At 64.1% G+C, this 16,313-nt stretch carries 11 protein-coding genes; 3 read left to right on the forward strand and 8 right to left on the reverse strand.

Features of this window, described 5'->3' with window-relative positions; genetic code table 11:
• The first annotated feature begins 14 nt into the window (after positions 1-14).
• Positions 15-1,034 carry an Rpn family recombination-promoting nuclease/putative transposase gene (locus tag F2P45_RS17610; protein ID WP_166877796.1) on the forward strand — a complete coding sequence of 340 codons (1,020 nt, stop codon included), beginning with the start codon at positions 15-17 and terminating at the stop codon, positions 1,032-1,034.
• Between the two features lie 145 nt (positions 1,035-1,179).
• Here the strand turns inward: F2P45_RS17610 and F2P45_RS17615 are convergent, their stop codons facing one another.
• The 5 genes from F2P45_RS17615 to F2P45_RS17635 form a co-directional block, all read right to left on the reverse strand.
• Positions 1,180-2,325 (reverse strand): glycosyltransferase family 4 protein, encoded by a 1,146-nt coding sequence (locus F2P45_RS17615; RefSeq protein WP_166877799.1) that lies wholly within the window; start codon positions 2,323-2,325, stop codon positions 1,180-1,182.
• Positions 2,326-2,355: 30 nt separating this feature from the next.
• A complete protein-coding gene (locus F2P45_RS17620) occupies positions 2,356-3,489 on the reverse strand; it encodes a glycosyltransferase family 4 protein (RefSeq protein WP_370663268.1) in 1,134 nt (377 codons plus the stop codon).
• Entirely contained in the window at positions 3,486-4,421 is a 936-nt protein-coding gene (locus F2P45_RS17625) for an NAD-dependent epimerase/dehydratase family protein (protein WP_166877803.1), read from the reverse strand. Before F2P45_RS17625 ends, F2P45_RS17620 begins: the two co-directional genes overlap by 4 nt.
• 10 nt (positions 4,422-4,431) lie before the next feature.
• Positions 4,432-5,478, reverse strand: a complete 1,047-nt coding sequence (gene gmd, locus F2P45_RS17630) for a GDP-mannose 4,6-dehydratase (RefSeq protein ID WP_166877806.1) — start codon at positions 5,476-5,478, stop codon at positions 4,432-4,434.
• 322 nt (positions 5,479-5,800) lie between these two features.
• The gene (locus tag F2P45_RS17635) at positions 5,801-8,113 is read right to left on the reverse strand and encodes an NADP-dependent malic enzyme (RefSeq protein ID WP_166877807.1); all 2,313 of its coding nucleotides are present in this window, start codon (positions 8,111-8,113) and stop codon (positions 5,801-5,803) included.
• Between the two features lie 305 nt (positions 8,114-8,418).
• Between F2P45_RS17635 and F2P45_RS17640 the strand changes: the two genes are divergently transcribed.
• On the forward strand, positions 8,419-9,624 hold the full coding sequence (locus F2P45_RS17640) for a hypothetical protein (protein WP_166877811.1): 1,206 nt from the start codon (positions 8,419-8,421) through the stop codon (positions 9,622-9,624).
• Positions 9,625-9,877: 253 nt separating this feature from the next.
• Positions 9,878-10,861 carry a thiamine-phosphate kinase gene (thiL, locus tag F2P45_RS17645; protein WP_166877816.1) on the forward strand — a complete coding sequence of 328 codons (984 nt, stop codon included), beginning with the start codon at positions 9,878-9,880 and terminating at the stop codon, positions 10,859-10,861.
• A gap of 15 nt (positions 10,862-10,876) precedes the next feature.
• Here thiL and F2P45_RS17650 read toward each other — a convergent pair whose 3' ends face one another.
• Genes F2P45_RS17650 through F2P45_RS17660 form a run of 3 tightly spaced genes read right to left on the reverse strand, consistent with a single transcriptional unit; the run spans position 10,877 to position 16,070 of the window.
• On the reverse strand, positions 10,877-13,462 hold the full coding sequence (locus tag F2P45_RS17650; RefSeq protein ID WP_166877820.1) for an EAL domain-containing protein: 2,586 nt from the start codon (positions 13,460-13,462) through the stop codon (positions 10,877-10,879).
• Positions 13,459-15,486, reverse strand: coding sequence for a sensor histidine kinase, YfiR-like protein-associated (locus tag F2P45_RS17655; RefSeq protein ID WP_166877822.1), 2,028 nt, complete (start codon positions 15,484-15,486; stop codon positions 13,459-13,461). Before F2P45_RS17655 ends, F2P45_RS17650 begins: the two co-directional genes overlap by 4 nt.
• Complete coding sequence (locus F2P45_RS17660; protein WP_166877825.1) at positions 15,483-16,070, reverse strand: TOL_0243 family YfiR-like periplasmic protein; 588 nt, start codon at positions 16,068-16,070, stop codon at positions 15,483-15,485. Before F2P45_RS17660 ends, F2P45_RS17655 begins: the two co-directional genes overlap by 4 nt.
• Positions 16,071-16,313 lie beyond the last annotated feature (243 nt).

Consider the following 16,313-nt stretch of genomic DNA (forward strand, 5'->3'; position numbering starts at 1 on the left):
GGCTAGAATGCCTCATGCCTGCCTATAACGATCTCGCTTACCGTTCGCTGTTTGCCCACCCGGAGATGGTGCGCGAACTGCTCACGACGTTTACGCCGTTCAGGCTGTTCGACAATGTCGCGCTGTCGTCGTTCGAGCCGGCCGATCCCGTCTACGTGGGCGACGGTCCGGCGGCGCGCCAGAACGACATCGTCTGGCGGGTGCGAATCGGCGAAGAATGTTTGTATGTCTATATTCTGCTCGAATTCCAGTCCGGCGTGGACCGCTGGATGGCCTTGCGCATGCAGAGCTACGTCGGCCTGCTGTACCAGAAGCTGGTCAAGCAGCACGCGGTTTCGCCGCCCCTGCTGTTGCCGCCGGTGCTGCCGCTGGTGCTCTACAACGGCGTGCCGGAATGGAACGCCAGCCGGGAACTGTCCAAGCTGCTCATGGAGGCACCCGCCGAACTGCTGCCGTTCCAGCCATCCCAGCGCTACATGCTGATCGACCAGCAGCGCCTGGACGCGGCGGCGCTGGAAGCCAATGCCACCCTGCTGGCGCTGCTGTTTCGGATGGAACTTTCGAGCGCTCCCGAGGTCAGAGACAAGGTCTTGCCCGCGCTGGTGACCTGGTTTGCCGATGCGCCCCAGGCCAGCCTGATGCGTTCGGTGGAGGTATGGCTGGAATGCCTGGCGAAGCGGCGCGGCGAGCCGGCATCGTTCACGTTTGACAGTGCAAAGGAGTGGACTGACATGGGACGTCAATATGCAACGTGGGCCGAGGAATTCGAAGACATCGGCTTTCAGAGGGGAACCGAAAAAGGCCGTGTGGAAGGCAGGACAGACGGGCAGTTGAGCGCCCTGCGCGGCATGCTCACGCAGCTGTTGCGCAAGCGCTTCGGCGATCTGCCGGAGCCGGCCGCACAGCGCATCGGCGAAGCCCCACTGGCGCAACTTGAACAGTGGTTCGAGCGCGGCATCGATGCCTCTGGTCTGGATACCGTATTTGGCGACGACGCGCTGTCATCCCATCCGGGCCAGAGCCAGGTGGAATAGCCGGGCCACGTCAGGCCGGGCCACGTCAGGCCGGGCCACGTCAGGCCGGGCCACGTCGGCCGGGCCACGTCGGCCGGGCCACGTCGGCCGGAATGGCCGAGCTTGGATGAACCTGGCTCGGCCAAGCAGCCCCGACGAGTAAGACCTAGGCCTGCACCTGCGCCAGCGCCACCGTTGCATGGCGCGCCACCAGCTCGTGGTACAGCGCGGTATAACTCTTGGCCATTTGCTCGGCGGTAAACAACTCCCAATAGCGCGCCTCGGCACGCTTGCCCATCGCTTGCGCCAGTTCCGGATCGTCCCACAGCTTGCGCATGGCCTCGCCAAACGCTTGCGGATCGCTCGGCGGCACCACCAGCCCCGTTTCGGCATCGATATTGATATACGTCGTGCCCGTGCCAATCTCGCTCGAAATCATCGGCTTGCCGTACATCGCCCCTTCCAGCAGCGAAATACCAAACGCTTCCGAGCGCAAATGCGACGGGAACACCAGCGCGTAGCACAGGGTCAGGAGCGCAACCTTGTCAGCCTCGTCGAGCGCGCCGACGAACAGCACATGCGTCAAACCAAGCCGTTCGGCGTGCGCCTTGAGCTCGTTCTCGATCGGACCCGCCCCAACGATCACCACCGGATAATCGGTATTGGCAACCGCATCGAGCAAAATATGCAAACCCTTGTAATAGCGCAGCACCCCGACGAACAGAAAGAAACGCTCGCCGATCTGCTTGCGCCATTTGTCCATGCGCGCCTGGTCCGGTTCCGGATAAATCGTCTTGTCCAGCCCGTAAGTGATCACGCGCGTCTTGTCGCGATAACGGTCCAGCACGGCCGAGGACGCCATGTAGTTCGGCGAGGTGGCGACGATGGTGTCCACGCTTTGCAAAAAGCGGTGCTTGAGCGGCTGGTACAGGCGCAGCAACTGCTTCTGGCGCACGATGTCGGAGTGATAGGTCACCAGGCTCGGTTTCTTGATGCGCGAAACAAAATGCGCCAGGTCCATGAACGGCCACGGGAAGTGGTAATGCACCACGTCCGCATCTTCCGCCATGCGCGCCAGTTCGCGGAAAGCGGCCACCGAAAACCCGGTCGACGAAATCTCGAAGTCGAGCGGCAGCAGGCGCACCTTGTGGCCTTCGAACTCGACGTCGCGCCTTTCTTTCTGGCGCGTCAGGGTCAGCACTTCATTGCGCACGCCCAGGCGGCCGGTGCCGACGCACATTTGCCGGATGACCTGCTCGACGCCGCCCACCGATTCCGGGAAATAGGTTTTATAGAAATGTAGGACACGCATAGTTTCGGAATGGCAAAGGACGACGTCGGATTATTGGGAAAGGACGGCACGATACACGGCGGCGGTCTGCAGCGCGGTGTCGTGCCAGGTCAACTGGGCTGCGCGAGCGCGGCCCGCCGCAATGCATTGCTGCCGCAGCGCGTCGTCGCGCGCCAGCGCCTGCATCGCCGCGGCGATGTCTCCGGTGTTGCCCGGATCGACGTCGAGCGCCGCGCCCCGGGTTACTTCCGGCAAGGAACTGCTGTTCGAGGCCACCACCGGCACCCCGGACGCAAACGCCTCGACCACGGGGATACCGAAACCTTCATACAGGGACGGAAACACAAACACCCCCGCGCCCGCATACACATGGCGCAGGGCATCGGCGCCGCTCAGCTGGTTCAGCCATACCACCTGCTCGCCATCCTGCCGCGCCGCCTTGATGCGCGCGATCAGTTCGTCGCAGCGCCAGCCGGCGCCGCCGACAATGACCAGCTGGCGTTCGGCGCGCAAAGCGTCCGGCAAACTTAAATAGGCACTCAGCAGGCGCTCGACATTCTTGCGCGGCTGCAAAGTACCGACAAACAAAAAATAGCCCGCACGCAGGCCGTTCTCGAGCAAGGTGCGCGCCACGGCCGACGCATCGGGCGCTTGCAGCCACGCCGCGTCGACACCGTTGTGCACCACGCTGATGCGGTGTTCATCGATCCCGAAGCATTCGACCAGTTCACCGATCGCAAAGTTCGACACCGCGATCACATGTTGTGCCTTGCGCGCCGCTTTTTGCTGCATCCAGTTCTTGGCGCGCCGCATGCCGGGGCTGCACCACTGCGGGTACTTGATCGGCAGCGCATCGTGCAGGGTCGCCACCACCGGGCAATCCATGCGCACGATGCGGTAATCGGTCGCGTGAAAAAGATCGGCCGGCATGTGCACCCGGTTCGCGCGCGGCGTGAGCAGGTCGGCCAGGCTGGCCGCTTCGAACGATTGCGGCATGGCCTGCCCCACGCTGATGGCCGTGGCGTCGCCGCGCGCACGCGGATACGAATACGCGGCCACATCGCAGCCGGCGTCCGGCAAGTGCCGCAGCAGGGCCTGGGTGTACACGCCGATCCCGTCCAGCCGTCCGCCGGTCAGGCCCGGTTCGATCATGGTCGTTCCCAGGCCGACGCGCAGGCGGCTCACGCCTGGTACATCCAGCGCAGCGTGTCCGCCAGCGGAATCGGGGACAGGCCGCCGATCGCGCCGCGCAGTTTGTCATTGTTGCCCATCAGGACCAGCACATCCTTGGCGCGCACGAAGGCCGGGTTGACCCTGACCTCGATCCGGTAGCCGGCAATCGACTCCATCAGCGCGATCACCTCGCCCAGCGAGTGGGCCTGGCCAGAACAGATATTGAAGGCCTGGCCGGCCACATTGGACGCCAAGAGGCGCCGGTAGCTGTCAGCCACCATGCGCACATCGGAAAAGTCGCGCGCGATGGCCTGGTTGCCCAGTTCGATCACGGGCGCGGCCTTGCGGAAATGCGCGACGATCTTCGGCAGCAGGAAGTTCTCGTCCTGGCCCACGCCGGTATAGTTGAATGGCCGCGCGATGATGATCGGCAGCTTGTCGCTCCACAACTGGGCCATGTGTTCCATGGCCAGCTTGCTGACGGCGTAATCGTTGGCCGGCGCGGGCGCCAGCGACTCGTCGATCCGGCCGACGCTGGCGTTGCCGTAGACGTTGGCGGACGAGGCCAGCAGCACCGCCGATGGCTGGTGGCGCTGGGCGGCCAGCGCTTCGAGCAGGTTGCGGGTGCCGACGATGTTGACGCGGTAAATCAGTTCGGCGTTGGCATGCGCCACGAAGGCGATGCCGGCCAGGTGCACCACGACATCCGGCTGCACCTGTTCGACCATGGCGGCCACGCCGGCGCGGTCGAGCAGGTCGACCGCGAAGACATCGGGATCGGCTTGATGATCGCCATGGCCCGGCACCACGGTGCCGAACACGCGGTAGCCGGCAGCGGCCAGTTCGCGCGCCACGTAGCGCCCCGTGAAGCCGTGCAGGCCGGTGATCAGGGCACGCTTGCCCTGCCCTTCAACACCGGGCGCGGGAGTCGTTTCCGTGACCATGGCCGTCATATCAGAACGAAAAACCTTGTTCGTTGCGGCGCATGTCGGCCTCGACCATCATCTGGCACAACTGCTCCAGCGTGGTTGTTGGCGCCCAGCCCAGCTCGCGCAAGGCCTTGCCCGGATCGCCGATCAGCAATTCGACTTCGGCCGGACGGTAGAATTTGGGACTGATGCGCACCAGCAGCTTGCCGGTACGGGCGCAATGGCCGGTCTCGGCTTCGCCCTTGCCCGTGTATTCGATGTCGATGCCGGCACCCTTGAACGCCATGGTGACGAAGTCGCGCACGGTTTCGGTACGGTTGGTGGCCAGGATGAAGGTGTCAGGCTGTTCGGCCTGCAGGATGCGCCACATGCCTTCGACGTATTCCTTGGCGTAACCCCAGTCGCGCTTGGCGTCGAGGTTGCCCAGTTCCAGCACGTCGAGCTTGTTGAGCACGATCTTGGCGACCGAATCGGTGATCTTGCGGGTAACGAATTCACGGCCGCGCAGGGGCGATTCGTGATTGAACAAAATGCCGCTGGAACCGAAAATGCCATACGACTCGCGGTAATTGACCGTCATCCAGTGGGCGTACAGCTTGGCCACACCGTACGGGCTGCGCGGGTAGAACGGGGTATCTTCGACTTGCGGAATGGCCTGGACCTTGCCGAACATTTCGGAGGTCGATGCCTGGTAGAAGCGCGCCTTCGGGTTGACGATGCGGATCGCCTCCAACAGGTGCACGGCACCGAGACCGGTAATGCTTGCGGTAGCGACTGGCTGCTCAAACGACACACCGACGAAACTCTGGGCCGCGAGGTTGTACACCTCGTCCGGCTCGGCGCTCTGGATCAGGCGAATGCTCGACGACAGGTCGGTCAGGTCGTATTCGACCAGACGCAGGTTCGGATGTGCCTGGATGCCCAGCTCTTCGATACGCCAGAAGTTCACCGAACTCGTGCGACGATAGGTCCCGGTGACCTCGTAGCCCTTTTCAAGCAACAACTGCGCAAGGTAGGCGCCATCTTGCCCGGTGATTCCGGTAATCAGGGCTTTTTTTGTTGTTTTTTGCATAATTCGTGATATTCGTGTGTAGTTGGAGTGCCGTAATCTGCACGTCCGACTCGCAGTTAACAACTCAGCATTGTAACAGAATCGTTTTGACTATTCTTTACGCAAAAGGATTTCGTGCAATATAAACAACGACTTGCGTGGATATTATGCCTGTTTTCTATGCATAATGGCAGCACCTTACGGATTGTTACGCCTATCTTGAACTGTAATGAAATGTAGTAATGCACGTCAATCCACGCCATTCTTACTACAAAAAAACGGCCGCGATCAGCAACGATGGCGGCCGTTCCAGCGAAAAAAACGCGCTCTCTTTACAGTACGATCAGCGCTCCGACACCGCATCGACCACGCACAGCGCGGTCATGTTGACGATGCGGCGCACGGTGGCCGATGGCGTCAGGATGTGCACCGCCTTGGCGCAGCCGAGCAGCACCGGGCCGATCGCGATGCCGTTGCCGGCCGCGGTCTTGAGCAGGTTGTAGGCGATGTTGGCGCTGTCGATATTCGGCATCACCAGCAGGTTCGCTTCGCCTTGCAGGGTCGAGTGCGGCATCATCTGCTTGCGCAGCTTGGCGTCGAGCGCCACGTCGCCGTGCATCTCGCCATCGACTTCGAGCTGCGGCGCCTTTTGCTGCACCAGCGCCAGCGCCGCGCGCATCTTCTGCGCCGAGGCGCTGTTGGCCGAACCGAAGTTCGAGTGCGACAACAAGGCCGCGCGCGGGATCAGGCCGAAGCGGCTCATCTCGTCGGCCGCCATGATGGTGATTTCCGCCAGCTGCTCGGCGGTCGGGTTTTCGTTGACGTGGGTGTCGACGATGGCCATCTGGCGTTCCGGCAGGATCAGGAAATTCATCGCCGCGTACACATTGGCGCCGTCGCGCTTGCCCAATACCTGTTCGATATAGTGCAGGTGCAGGCTGGTGGTGCCGAAGGTGCCGCAGATCATGCCGTCGGCGTCGCCCTTGTGGATCATCATCGCGCCGATCAGGCTGTGGCGGCGGCGGATTTCCAGCTTGGCGTATTCCTGGGTCACGCCCTTACGCATGGTCATCGCGTAATAGGTCTGCCAGTAATCGCGGTAGCGCTCGTCGTGGTCGGGGTTGATGACGTCGAAATGCTCGCCCTGCTTCAAGCGCAGGCCGAACTTGACGATGCGCTGCTCCAGGACGCTCGGACGGCCGACCAGGATCGGACGCGCCAGTTTCTCGTCGACCACCACTTGCACGGCGCGCAGCACGCGCTCTTCTTCGCCCTCGGCGTAGACGATGCGCTTGAGTTCCGGCGGGGCCGCCTTGGCCATCGCGAACAGCGGCTTCATGAAGGTGCCGCTGCGGTACACGAACTGCTGCAGGCTGTCGGCGTACGCTTCCAGGTTGGCGATCGGACGCGTCGCCACGCCGGATTCGAACGCGGCCTTGGCCACGGCCGGGGCGATGTGGATCAACAGGCGCGGATCGAACGGCATCGGGATCAGGTATTCCGGGCCGAACGAGAGGTTGCTGATGCCGTAGGTGGTGGCGACCACGTCCGACTGCTCGGCGTGGGCCAGGTCGGCAATCGCGTGCACGACCGCAATTTCCATCTCGCGCGTGATGGTGGTGGCGCCGCAATCGAGGGCGCCGCGGAAAATGTACGGGAAGCACAGCACATTGTTCACCTGGTTCGGATAGTCCGAACGACCGGTCGCGATAATCGCGTCGCCGCGCACGGCCTTGACTTCTTCCGGCAGGATTTCCGGGGTCGGGTTGGCGAGTGCCAGGATCAGCGGATTGGCCGCCATTTCCTTGACCATATCCTGCTTGAGCACGCCGCCAGCGGACAGGCCCAGGAAAATGTCGGCGCCCGGCATGACTTCTGCCAGGGTGCGCAGCGGGGTATCTTGCGCGAAACGCGCCTTGTCCGGGTCCATCAGCTCGACGCGGCCTTTATAGACCACGCCGGCCAGGTCGGTCACATAGATGTTCTCGATCGGGAAACCAAGATCGACGATCAGTTCCAGGCAGGCCAGCGCCGCGGCGCCCGCGCCCGACACCACCAGCTTGCACTCGCGCAAATCCTTGCCGACGACCTTGATGCCGTTCAGGATGGCGGCGCCGACGATGATCGCGGTACCGTGCTGGTCATCGTGGAAGACAGGGATCTTCATGCGGCTGCGCAACTGGCGCTCGATATAGAAACACTCGGGCGCCTTGATGTCTTCCAGGTTGATGCCCCCAAAAGTCGGTTCCAGCGACGCGATGATGTCGACCAGCTTGTCCGGGTCCTGCTCGTTGATCTCGATATCGAACACATCGATGCCGGCGAACTTCTTGAACAGAACGCCCTTGCCTTCCATCACCGGCTTGGATGCCAGCGGACCGATATTGCCCAGACCCAGCACCGCGGTGCCGTTGGTGATGACCGCCACCAGATTGCCGCGCGCCGTGTATTTATAGGCGTTGCCCGGATCCTTGACGATCTCTTCGCACGGCGCGGCCACGCCGGGCGAATACGCCAGGGCCAGGTCGCGCTGATTGAGTAACTGCTTGGTGGGGGTGACACTGATCTTGCCGGGACGGGGGCACTCGTGATATTCGAGCGCTGCGAGGCGCAGCTGCTGGCGCAATTCTTCCTTCTTGTCTGGTGACGAATCCATGCTGGTACGGCCTTCCTGTGTACTGTCGGGGACTGACGATTTTATCAGACGTGATCTTTCAACAAGGTACGTATTTTCACCAACATCGGCCCAATTGCCGCAAAACATGCCTTTTTTGCGCCAAGAAAAACAAAGCGAACGCTCGCTCGACGTCACAGGGCGGTACAGATTGCCGACAGTTGATACAAATCCTAGACATAAACGCAATAGACCCTGCGCCGGGCTGGCCGGAAAATGCAGGGCATCGCGGTCGCGGTCCCTGACCCGCAGCGCGCCCTTGCCAACCTAGCCGAAAAGAGTGCCCCATGAACGACATCCAGAAATGTTTACCCGCCGGCCTGATCGCCGCCACCCTGCTTGCTGCCTGCGGCGGCGGAGGCGGCGACGCGGGCAAGCCGGCCCCTCTGCCGACGCCGGATCCGGTGGCCCGCGTCGACGTCCTGATGAGTAACGAGCGCGGCATGAAGGCCATCACCATCGACGACAAGAACGCCTATGTTGCGCTGACCAATACCGAAGCCGAGGGCAGCGCGGTGATCGCCACCGCGCGCGGCGTGAGTGCCAAGTCGGCCTGGCAAAACGTGGCGCTGGGCGCCTGCAAGCTGCCGGCCAGCGCGCAGGTCGAAGTGCGGCGCGCGGCCGACCTCAAGCAGGTGGACGGCAAGACCGTCCTGGTGCAGCCGGCCTGGGGCAGCGCCGAGGAACACACTTTATGCGAGCTCGACCAAGCCAAAATGACCTTCGTTCCCAAGGACAAGGACTTCCGCATCTGCTACGCCACCTATTGCGAACGCATGGAGGTCAACGACGTCAAGGCTGTCGGCAAGCGCTGGTTCGCCAACGGCGGCGCTGGCCAGAACGTGCAGGTCTCGAACGACCAGGGCCTCACCTGGAAGCCGGTCATGGGCAGCATGGACAGCATGAGCTGCACGCACCAGGCCTTCGAGGTGGTGGGCGGACGCCTGCTGACCGGCGGCGAATGCCCGCTCGACATGGCCTATGTGCGCGCCTACGGCATGAACGCCGACAATTCCGCGCTGGCGTCCGCAGTCCCGGTGCCGATCAACGTGCCGGAGCTGGAAAACCGCAATGTGCACCTGATCACCACCCTCGGCAAGAGCGAGCGCGTGTTCATCGGCGTCGAAGGCGGCCTGCTGCGCAGCGACGACAGCGGCAAGAGCTACAAGTTCGTGCTCAAGCAGCCCTTGTCGGGCGGGGCCGGCTATCCCTACATCACCGAATTGCTGTCGCCGGCGGGCAAGCCAAACGTGATCGTCGCCGCCGGGTTCGACAAGGCGCATGGCCTGCCCTACCTGGCGTGGTCGAACGACAACGGCGACAAATGGACCGACCTGTCGAGCCTGCTGCCGGGCTACAAGCGCGCCAATGCCGACGCCACCAGCGAAGTGACCTCGATCGCGGAAGACGCCCAGGGACGCATCCTGGTGACGGTCAATGAAGAGTTCAAGAAAAAGGGCCGGCTGGTCGAAGTCACCCTGGGCAAGCTGTAAGCACCACACCCGGTGTCAGGTCTGACAAACGGACACGGGCTGGACTGTATTACACCCGGTGTCTACACCTGGTGTCAGGTCTGACAAACGGACACGAGCTGGACTGTATTGAAACCCGATGGCTGGGCTCGTGTCCGAATGTCAGACCTGACACCGGCCTGCGAGCTGGACTGTATTGAAACCCGATGGCTGGGCTCGTGTCCGAATGTCAGACCTGACACCGGCCTGGTAGGATGCCGGAGTACAATTGCGCATGCTCTCAGAATTCGACCTTATCAAGCAGTACTTCAAGCGCTCCGGGCCGAACCAGGCAAGGCCAGCCCGGGCGGCGCTCGGCATCGGCGACGATTGCGCGCTGCTCGCACCCTCCCCCGGCATGCAGATGGCCATTTCGTCCGACATGCTGGTCGAGGACCGCCATTTCTTCGCCGGCGCCGATGCGCGCATGCTGGGCCACAAATGCCTGGCGGTGAATCTGTCGGACCTGGCGGCGATGGGCGCCCGGCCAGTGGCCTTTACCCTGGCGCTGGCGCTGCCGGCGGCCAATCCCGCGTGGCTGGGCGAGTTTGCCGCCGGCCTGTTCGCGCTGGCCGACCTGCATGGCTGCGAACTGATTGGCGGCGATACCACCAAAGGCCCGCTCAATATCTGCATCACCATCTTCGGCGAACTGGCGCCAGGTCACGCGCTGCGGCGCGATGCGGCCATCGCCGGCGACGATCTCTGGATCTCGGGCACGCTGGGCGATGCGCGCCTGGCGCTGGCCGGGTACCGCAAGGAATATGCGCTCGATGACGCGGCACAGCTGATGGCAGGCACGCGCATGCACATGCCCGCGCCGCGCGTCGCGCTTGGCCTGGCCCTGGCTGGAGCGCGGCTGGCCCACGCGGCCATCGATATCTCCGATGGGCTGGTGGGCGATCTGCGGCACATCCTGGCTGCGTCGAACCTCGGCGCAAGCTTGAATGTGGATGCGCTACCGGCCGGACCGGTGCTGGCCGCGCAGCCGCAAGCGCTGCGGCGACAGTTCTGCGCCGCCGGTGGCGACGATTACGAGTTGTGCTTCACCGCCGCGCCGGAACAGCGCGAGGCGATCCTGGCTGCGGCCATCGCAAGCGGCACCGCCGTCACGCGCGTGGGCACCATCGTTGCCGCGCCGGGCCTGCGCCTGGTGGACGCGCACGGCTGCGCGCTCGATCTGCAACTGGATGGTTTCGACCACTTCGCCAGCGCCTGATCCGGCGCCTCCCGCTTACTCCGCAGTCACCTGCGCCGCATGCACAAAGTGCGCATTATGCGGATCATCCTTCGGCCCGTTCATCAGCCAGTAATGATGAAACGCCAGCCGCACGTTGTCGCGCAGCTGCGTCTCATCCCACGGCTTGGTGTAAAACCGGTAAATCGCCCCGCGGTTGATCGAATCGAGCACCGCTTCGAGCCCGGTGTAGCCCGACAGGATAATCCGTATCGTGTCCGGGTACAGTTCCTTGACCTTGCTCAAAAACTCGGTCCCGCTCATGACCGGCATGCGCTGGTCGCACACGATCACCTGCACCGTATGCAGCGCCAGCAGCTCGAACCCTTCGGCCGGCGACACCGCCGTCAGAATCCGGTAGTTGTCGCGCTTGAACAGCCGGTGCAGCGCCGACAGCACATTCACGTCGTCATCGACGATCAGCAAGGTCTGGCGGTGATTGTCGGGCGACTCGGTCTCCTGCGGCTGCGCCAGATTGGCCAGCACCATCGCGCCAAACTCCTTGACCGGCAGCGGGCGGCTGAAATGAAAGCCCTGCACTTCGTCGCAGCGATGACGCCGCAGGTAGGCCATCTGCGCCGCCGTCTCCACCCCTTCGGCGATGACGTGCATGTGCAGCGAATGCGCCATGCCGATGATGGCCAGCGCGATGGCCGCGTCGTCCGGGTTGACTGTGACCTCGCGCACGAAGGCGATGTCGATCTTGAGTTTGTCGATCGGGAAGCGCTTCAGGTACGCCAGGCTCGAATAACCGGTCCCGAAGTCGTCGATGGCGATCGTGATGCCCAGCTGCTTGAGGTTGCCCAGCACGTTGATGGTGTGCTCGGCGTTGGACATCAGCGCGCTTTCGGTCAGTTCCAGTTCGAGCAGCGACGGGTCGATGCCGTGCTTGCCGATGGCCGCGCGGATTTCGCCTTCCAGGTCGCCTTCGACGAACTGGCGGCTCGACACATTGACCGCCACGCGCACGTCGCCGACATCGCTGGCCGACCACTGCGCAATCTGGCGGCAGGCTTCTTCGATCACCCATGCGCCGACGCGCACGATCAAGCCGGTTTCTTCCATCACCGGCACGAATTCGGCCGGGAACACCAGGCCGAAGCCGGGCCGGTTCCAGCGCAGCAGCGCTTCGGCGCCGGCGATGCGGCCGGTGCGCAAATTCATCTTGGGCTGGTAGTACAGCAGGAACTCCTCGTTTTCGAGCGCGTGGCGCAGCGCCAGTTCGAGGTCGAGCCGGGCCAGCACCTGCACGTTCATCCCGGCGGTGAAGAAGCGGTAGCCGTCGCGCCCCGCTTCCTTGGCGCGTCCCATCGCGGTATCGGCATATTTGATCAGCGTTTCGGGATCCAGGGCGTCGTCCGGATACATGGCGATGCCGATGCTGGCCGTCAGACCGGCCTGGCGGCCCTGCAGGTCGAACGGGGCGCGCAGGGCGTCGCGCACTTCGTTGGCGACGTTGACGGCGTCCTGCTGGTTGCGCGTCATGGTCAGAATGAGCGCGAATTCGTCGCCGCCCAGGCGTCCCACCGTATCGCGGATGCGCACGCACTGCACCAGGCGCGTGCTGAACTGGCGCAGCAGTTCGTCGCCCAGCGCCGAGCCGAGCGAATCGTTGATGGTCTTGAAGCGGTCGAGCGCGATGAACAGCACCACGATGCGCCAGTGCTTGTCCTGCGCCAGTTCGATCGCTTCGCGCAAGGTCTGGTAGAACAGGGTGCGGTTGGGCAGGCCGGTCAGGCTGTCGTAGCTGGCCAGGTGCTTGAGGCGCTGGCGCGCGGCCAGCCGCTCGCTGATGTCGCGCGCCACCGCGATCAGCATGCGGGTGCCGCCCACGCTCTGGGTCTGCCAGTAGATTTCGACCGCCACTTCGCGCAGGTCGGCGCGGGTGAGCTGGTCTTCGACCAGGTCCGGGTAGCGCAGCACGTCGCGCGCGGGGTCGGCCTGGCAGGCCAGCTGGCCGCGCGCGGCCAGGCCGTACACGGTGGGGTCGAGGCGCAGCAGTTCGTCGCGCTGGTAGCCGAGCATGCGGCAGGCGCCGTCGTTGACGTCGACCACCCTCATGCTGCCGATGTCGATCAGGAAGATGGCGTCGTCGGTGGCGTCCATGGCACTGCGAAAACGCTGCAGTTCGACGGTGCGCTCGCGTACCGTCTGTTCGAGCAGGGTGCCGTAGTTCTTCGACTCGCGGTGCAGCAGGCGCACTTCCAGCATGTTGCGGATGCGGGTGAGCACTTCGACCGGGTCGAACGGTTTGCCGACGAAGTCGCGCGCGCCGGCGTCGAGCGCGGCCAGCTTTTTGTCCGGTTCGGCCGTCACTACCAGCACCGGCAGGTAGGCTTCGGTTTCCATGGGCGCCAGCGCCTCCATCACCTGGAAGCCGTTCATGCCCGGCATGTGCAGGTCGAGGATGATCAGGTCGTAGCGGTGCTTGAGGTGCATCGCCGCCACTTCGCGCGGGTCGGTGGTGCTGCTCACGTTGGTGTAGCCGGTGGTCGTGAGCAGGTAGTCGAGCAGCTGGACGTTGACCAGCTGGTCGTCGACGATCAGGATGGCGGCGTTGTGGATGTCTTCGAGCGATATCATGAGTTCCGCGCTTTCTGCGCAAGCTGCCGCGTGTCGGCGAATGCGAGGGTGGTGTCGATCGCCTCGTTGAATTCGTCGATGTTGATCGGTTTGGTGAGGTACCGTGCAAAACCGCTGGCCAGCCCGCGCTCGACGTCGTGCGGCATCGCGCTGGCGGTCAACGCGATGACGGGAATGTGGGCTGTGCGCGGATCGCTGCGCAATTCCTTGAGCGCGTCGGTGCCGCTCACGCAGGGCAGGTTCAGGTCCATCAGAATCACGTCCGGCAGGTGCGCCTTGGCCAGTTCGATGCCGATGTGGCCATCGGGCGCGGCGAGCAGATGCAGGTCGGGCCGGTAGCGCACGATTTCCTGCACCAGCTTCAGGTTGGCCGGGTTGTCTTCGACGTACAGCAAGGTGTGTTCGGCCAGCGGCGCGGACGCCGCCTTGGGTTCGAGCGCCAGCACGGTTGCCTCCCCCACCGCCGAGGGCACCGGCTGGGTCAGCCCGAGTTCGATCCAGAACACGGTGCCGACGCCGACGCTGCTCGAGACGCCGATGTCGCCGCCCATCAGTTCGACCAGGCGGCGCGTGACGACCAGGCCGATGCCGGTGCCTTCTTCGCTGCCGTTTTCCTGGCCCAGGCGGTTAAACGGCTGGAACAGCGAATCGATCTGGTCGGGACGCAGGCCCATGCCGGTATCCTGCACCGACAGGCGCACGCGGTTGGCGGTGACGACGCTGCAGTCGCACACCACCGCGCCCATCTCGCGGTTGTACTTGATGGCGTTCGAGAGCAGATTGAGCAGCACTTGCTTGAGGCGCGTGCGGTCGGCCTGCACCACCGCGCCCGGCGCGTCCGGGAACAGCATGCGGATCTTGCGCTGCTGCGCCAGCGGTTCGGTCATGTTGCGGCACTCGACCAGCATGTCGGCCAGCGCCACCGGTTCCATCGACAAGGTCACGGTGCCCGATTCGACCTTGGCCAGGTCGAGAATTTCGTTGATCAGGGTAAGCAGATGGCGCCCCGATTTGAGAATGTGGCCGGCGAACTCCTTCTTTTGCGCCAGCGTGGAGGGAAGCGATTCGGATGTCAATATCTGGGCGAAGCCGAGAATGGCGTTGAGCGGGGTGCGCAGCTCGTGGCTCATCGACGACAGGAAGGCCGACTTGGCCTGGTTGGCGTTCTTGGCCACGGCCATGGCCACTTCCAGTTCGGCGTTGGTCAGTTCCAGCTGCATGGTGCGTTCGTGCACCCGCACCTCCAGCCGCTCGTTGAGGTCCATGATTTCCTGCTGGGCGCGGGCGCGTTCCTCGGCTTCGCGCGCAATCGCATGGTGCGAGGTTTCGAGCGCGCCGGTGCGCTGCTCGATCTCGCCCAGCATGGCGTTGAAGGAGTCCACCAGTTCGCCCGCTTCGTCGTCGCTGATGCGCGGGGCGCGGCGCGAGTAGTCGCGCGTGCTGACCACTTCGCGCGCGGTTTCGGTGAGCGCGACGATCGGCGCGGTGACGATGCGGCCCAGACGGCGCGTCATCAGCCAGGCGATCAGCATGGCCAGCGCGATCACGCCGGCGGCGATGCTCAGGTAGTCGACCGCGCGCGCCACCAGGGTGTATTCGGCGCGCAGGTACACGGTGCCGAGCAGTTCGCCGTTTTCGACCACCCTGCGGTACAACAGCAGGTCGTCGCCGGAAACGCGCAGGTCGTCGTTCTGCGGGCTGACCGGAAAGGCCTGCTGCTCGCCCGGCGCGCGGTAGGAGGCGAACAGCGCGCCCCTGGCGTCGTAGATGGCGCCGGCCCGCACCGAGGGCCGGATGCGCAGCAGCGCCAGGTTTTCGGTGGCCAGGCGGGCGTCGTCGAACGTCAGCGCGGCCGAGGTCATGTGGCCGAGCAGTTCGGCTTGCGTGGCCATGTCGCCCAAGAGGGCCTTGTGGTAGTTGCGCAGGTCGTAGGCGATCACGGTGCCGATCGAAACCAGCAGCGCGGCCAGGGTGGTGAGCATGACCACCGTGACCAGTTTTTCGCGGATCGAGCGCACGATCATGTGGCCCCCTGCACGCGGTTGGCGGCGGCCAGCATGCGCGCGCTGATGCGCAGGCGGCTGGAGTTGACCTGGCCGAGGGCGACGTCGAAGCGCAGCCGGTGCTGGGCCACCACGAAGGCGATCATGCACCCCAAAGCGATGCCGTCGTCGGCGTCGGAGACGGTCAGCACCGACTGGCCGCGCGCGGCGGCCAGCATGTCGATCACGGCGGCGCGTTCGCCGGCGCCGATAAACAGGATGTGGATGCCGCTGACGGCGTCGCCGCGGCGCAGTTTGCGCACGGAAATGGCATGCCCGCCGACGGTGCGCCCGGCCACCATTTGTTCGAGCTGGTCGGCCAGGCCGTCATTGCCGGAGACGCCGATCTGGAGCGGGCTGTCGGCACGCGCGAAGCTGCCGTCGGGCCACTCGACGAAGCCGGCGAATTTGAACAGGTAGGCCGCCTTGACCTGGTTTTCGACGCTGGGCTGCGACTGGGCCGCGGCGACGCCGCTCCAGGCCAGCAGTGCGAGCACCATCGGCAACGCCAGCGCCAGCGCCAGTCCCGCGCGCCGGCGCAATGCGAACCGGCTCAGACCCGCCATGGCAGTTCGGCAAGCAAAAGAATCGGGGACATGGGACTCCAATCCGGATCAAACAAAAAGCAAACTCAGCGGTAAAGGCCAGCATATCAGAGCAACAGGCCAGTGGCGCACGGCAGGACGGCCGGGCCGGGACGACGATTTCCCCAGAACCACTCTACGCTTTTTTAGCTCACTTGGATATCCCTTGTGAAACATTGCAACAGGGTGGGCGACCAGTGTTGCATACGGCATGGTAAAGTAGAA

It is taken from the genome of Massilia mucilaginosa (assembly GCF_011682145.1).
Lineage (GTDB): Bacteria > Pseudomonadota > Gammaproteobacteria > Burkholderiales > Burkholderiaceae_D > Telluria_A > Telluria_A mucilaginosa.

Coding starts and splice junctions, on each gene's coding strand:
- F2P45_RS17610 (WP_166877796.1), top strand. CDS start 15: ATGCCTGCCTATAACGATCTCGCTTACCGTTCGCTGTTTGCCCACCCG.
- F2P45_RS17615 (WP_166877799.1), bottom strand. CDS start 2,325: ATGCGTGTCCTACATTTCTATAAAACCTATTTCCCGGAATCGGTGGGC.
- F2P45_RS17625 (WP_166877803.1), bottom strand. CDS start 4,421: ATGGTCACGGAAACGACTCCCGCGCCCGGTGTTGAAGGGCAGGGCAAG.
- gmd (WP_166877806.1), bottom strand. CDS start 5,478: ATGCAAAAAACAACAAAAAAAGCCCTGATTACCGGAATCACCGGGCAA.
- F2P45_RS17635 (WP_166877807.1), bottom strand. CDS start 8,113: ATGGATTCGTCACCAGACAAGAAGGAAGAATTGCGCCAGCAGCTGCGC.
- F2P45_RS17640 (WP_166877811.1), top strand. CDS start 8,419: ATGAACGACATCCAGAAATGTTTACCCGCCGGCCTGATCGCCGCCACC.
- thiL (WP_166877816.1), top strand. CDS start 9,878: ATGCTCTCAGAATTCGACCTTATCAAGCAGTACTTCAAGCGCTCCGGG.
- F2P45_RS17650 (WP_166877820.1), bottom strand. CDS start 13,462: ATGATATCGCTCGAAGACATCCACAACGCCGCCATCCTGATCGTCGAC.
- F2P45_RS17655 (WP_166877822.1), bottom strand. CDS start 15,486: ATGATCGTGCGCTCGATCCGCGAAAAACTGGTCACGGTGGTCATGCTC.
- F2P45_RS17660 (WP_166877825.1), bottom strand. CDS start 16,070: ATGGCGGGTCTGAGCCGGTTCGCATTGCGCCGGCGCGCGGGACTGGCG.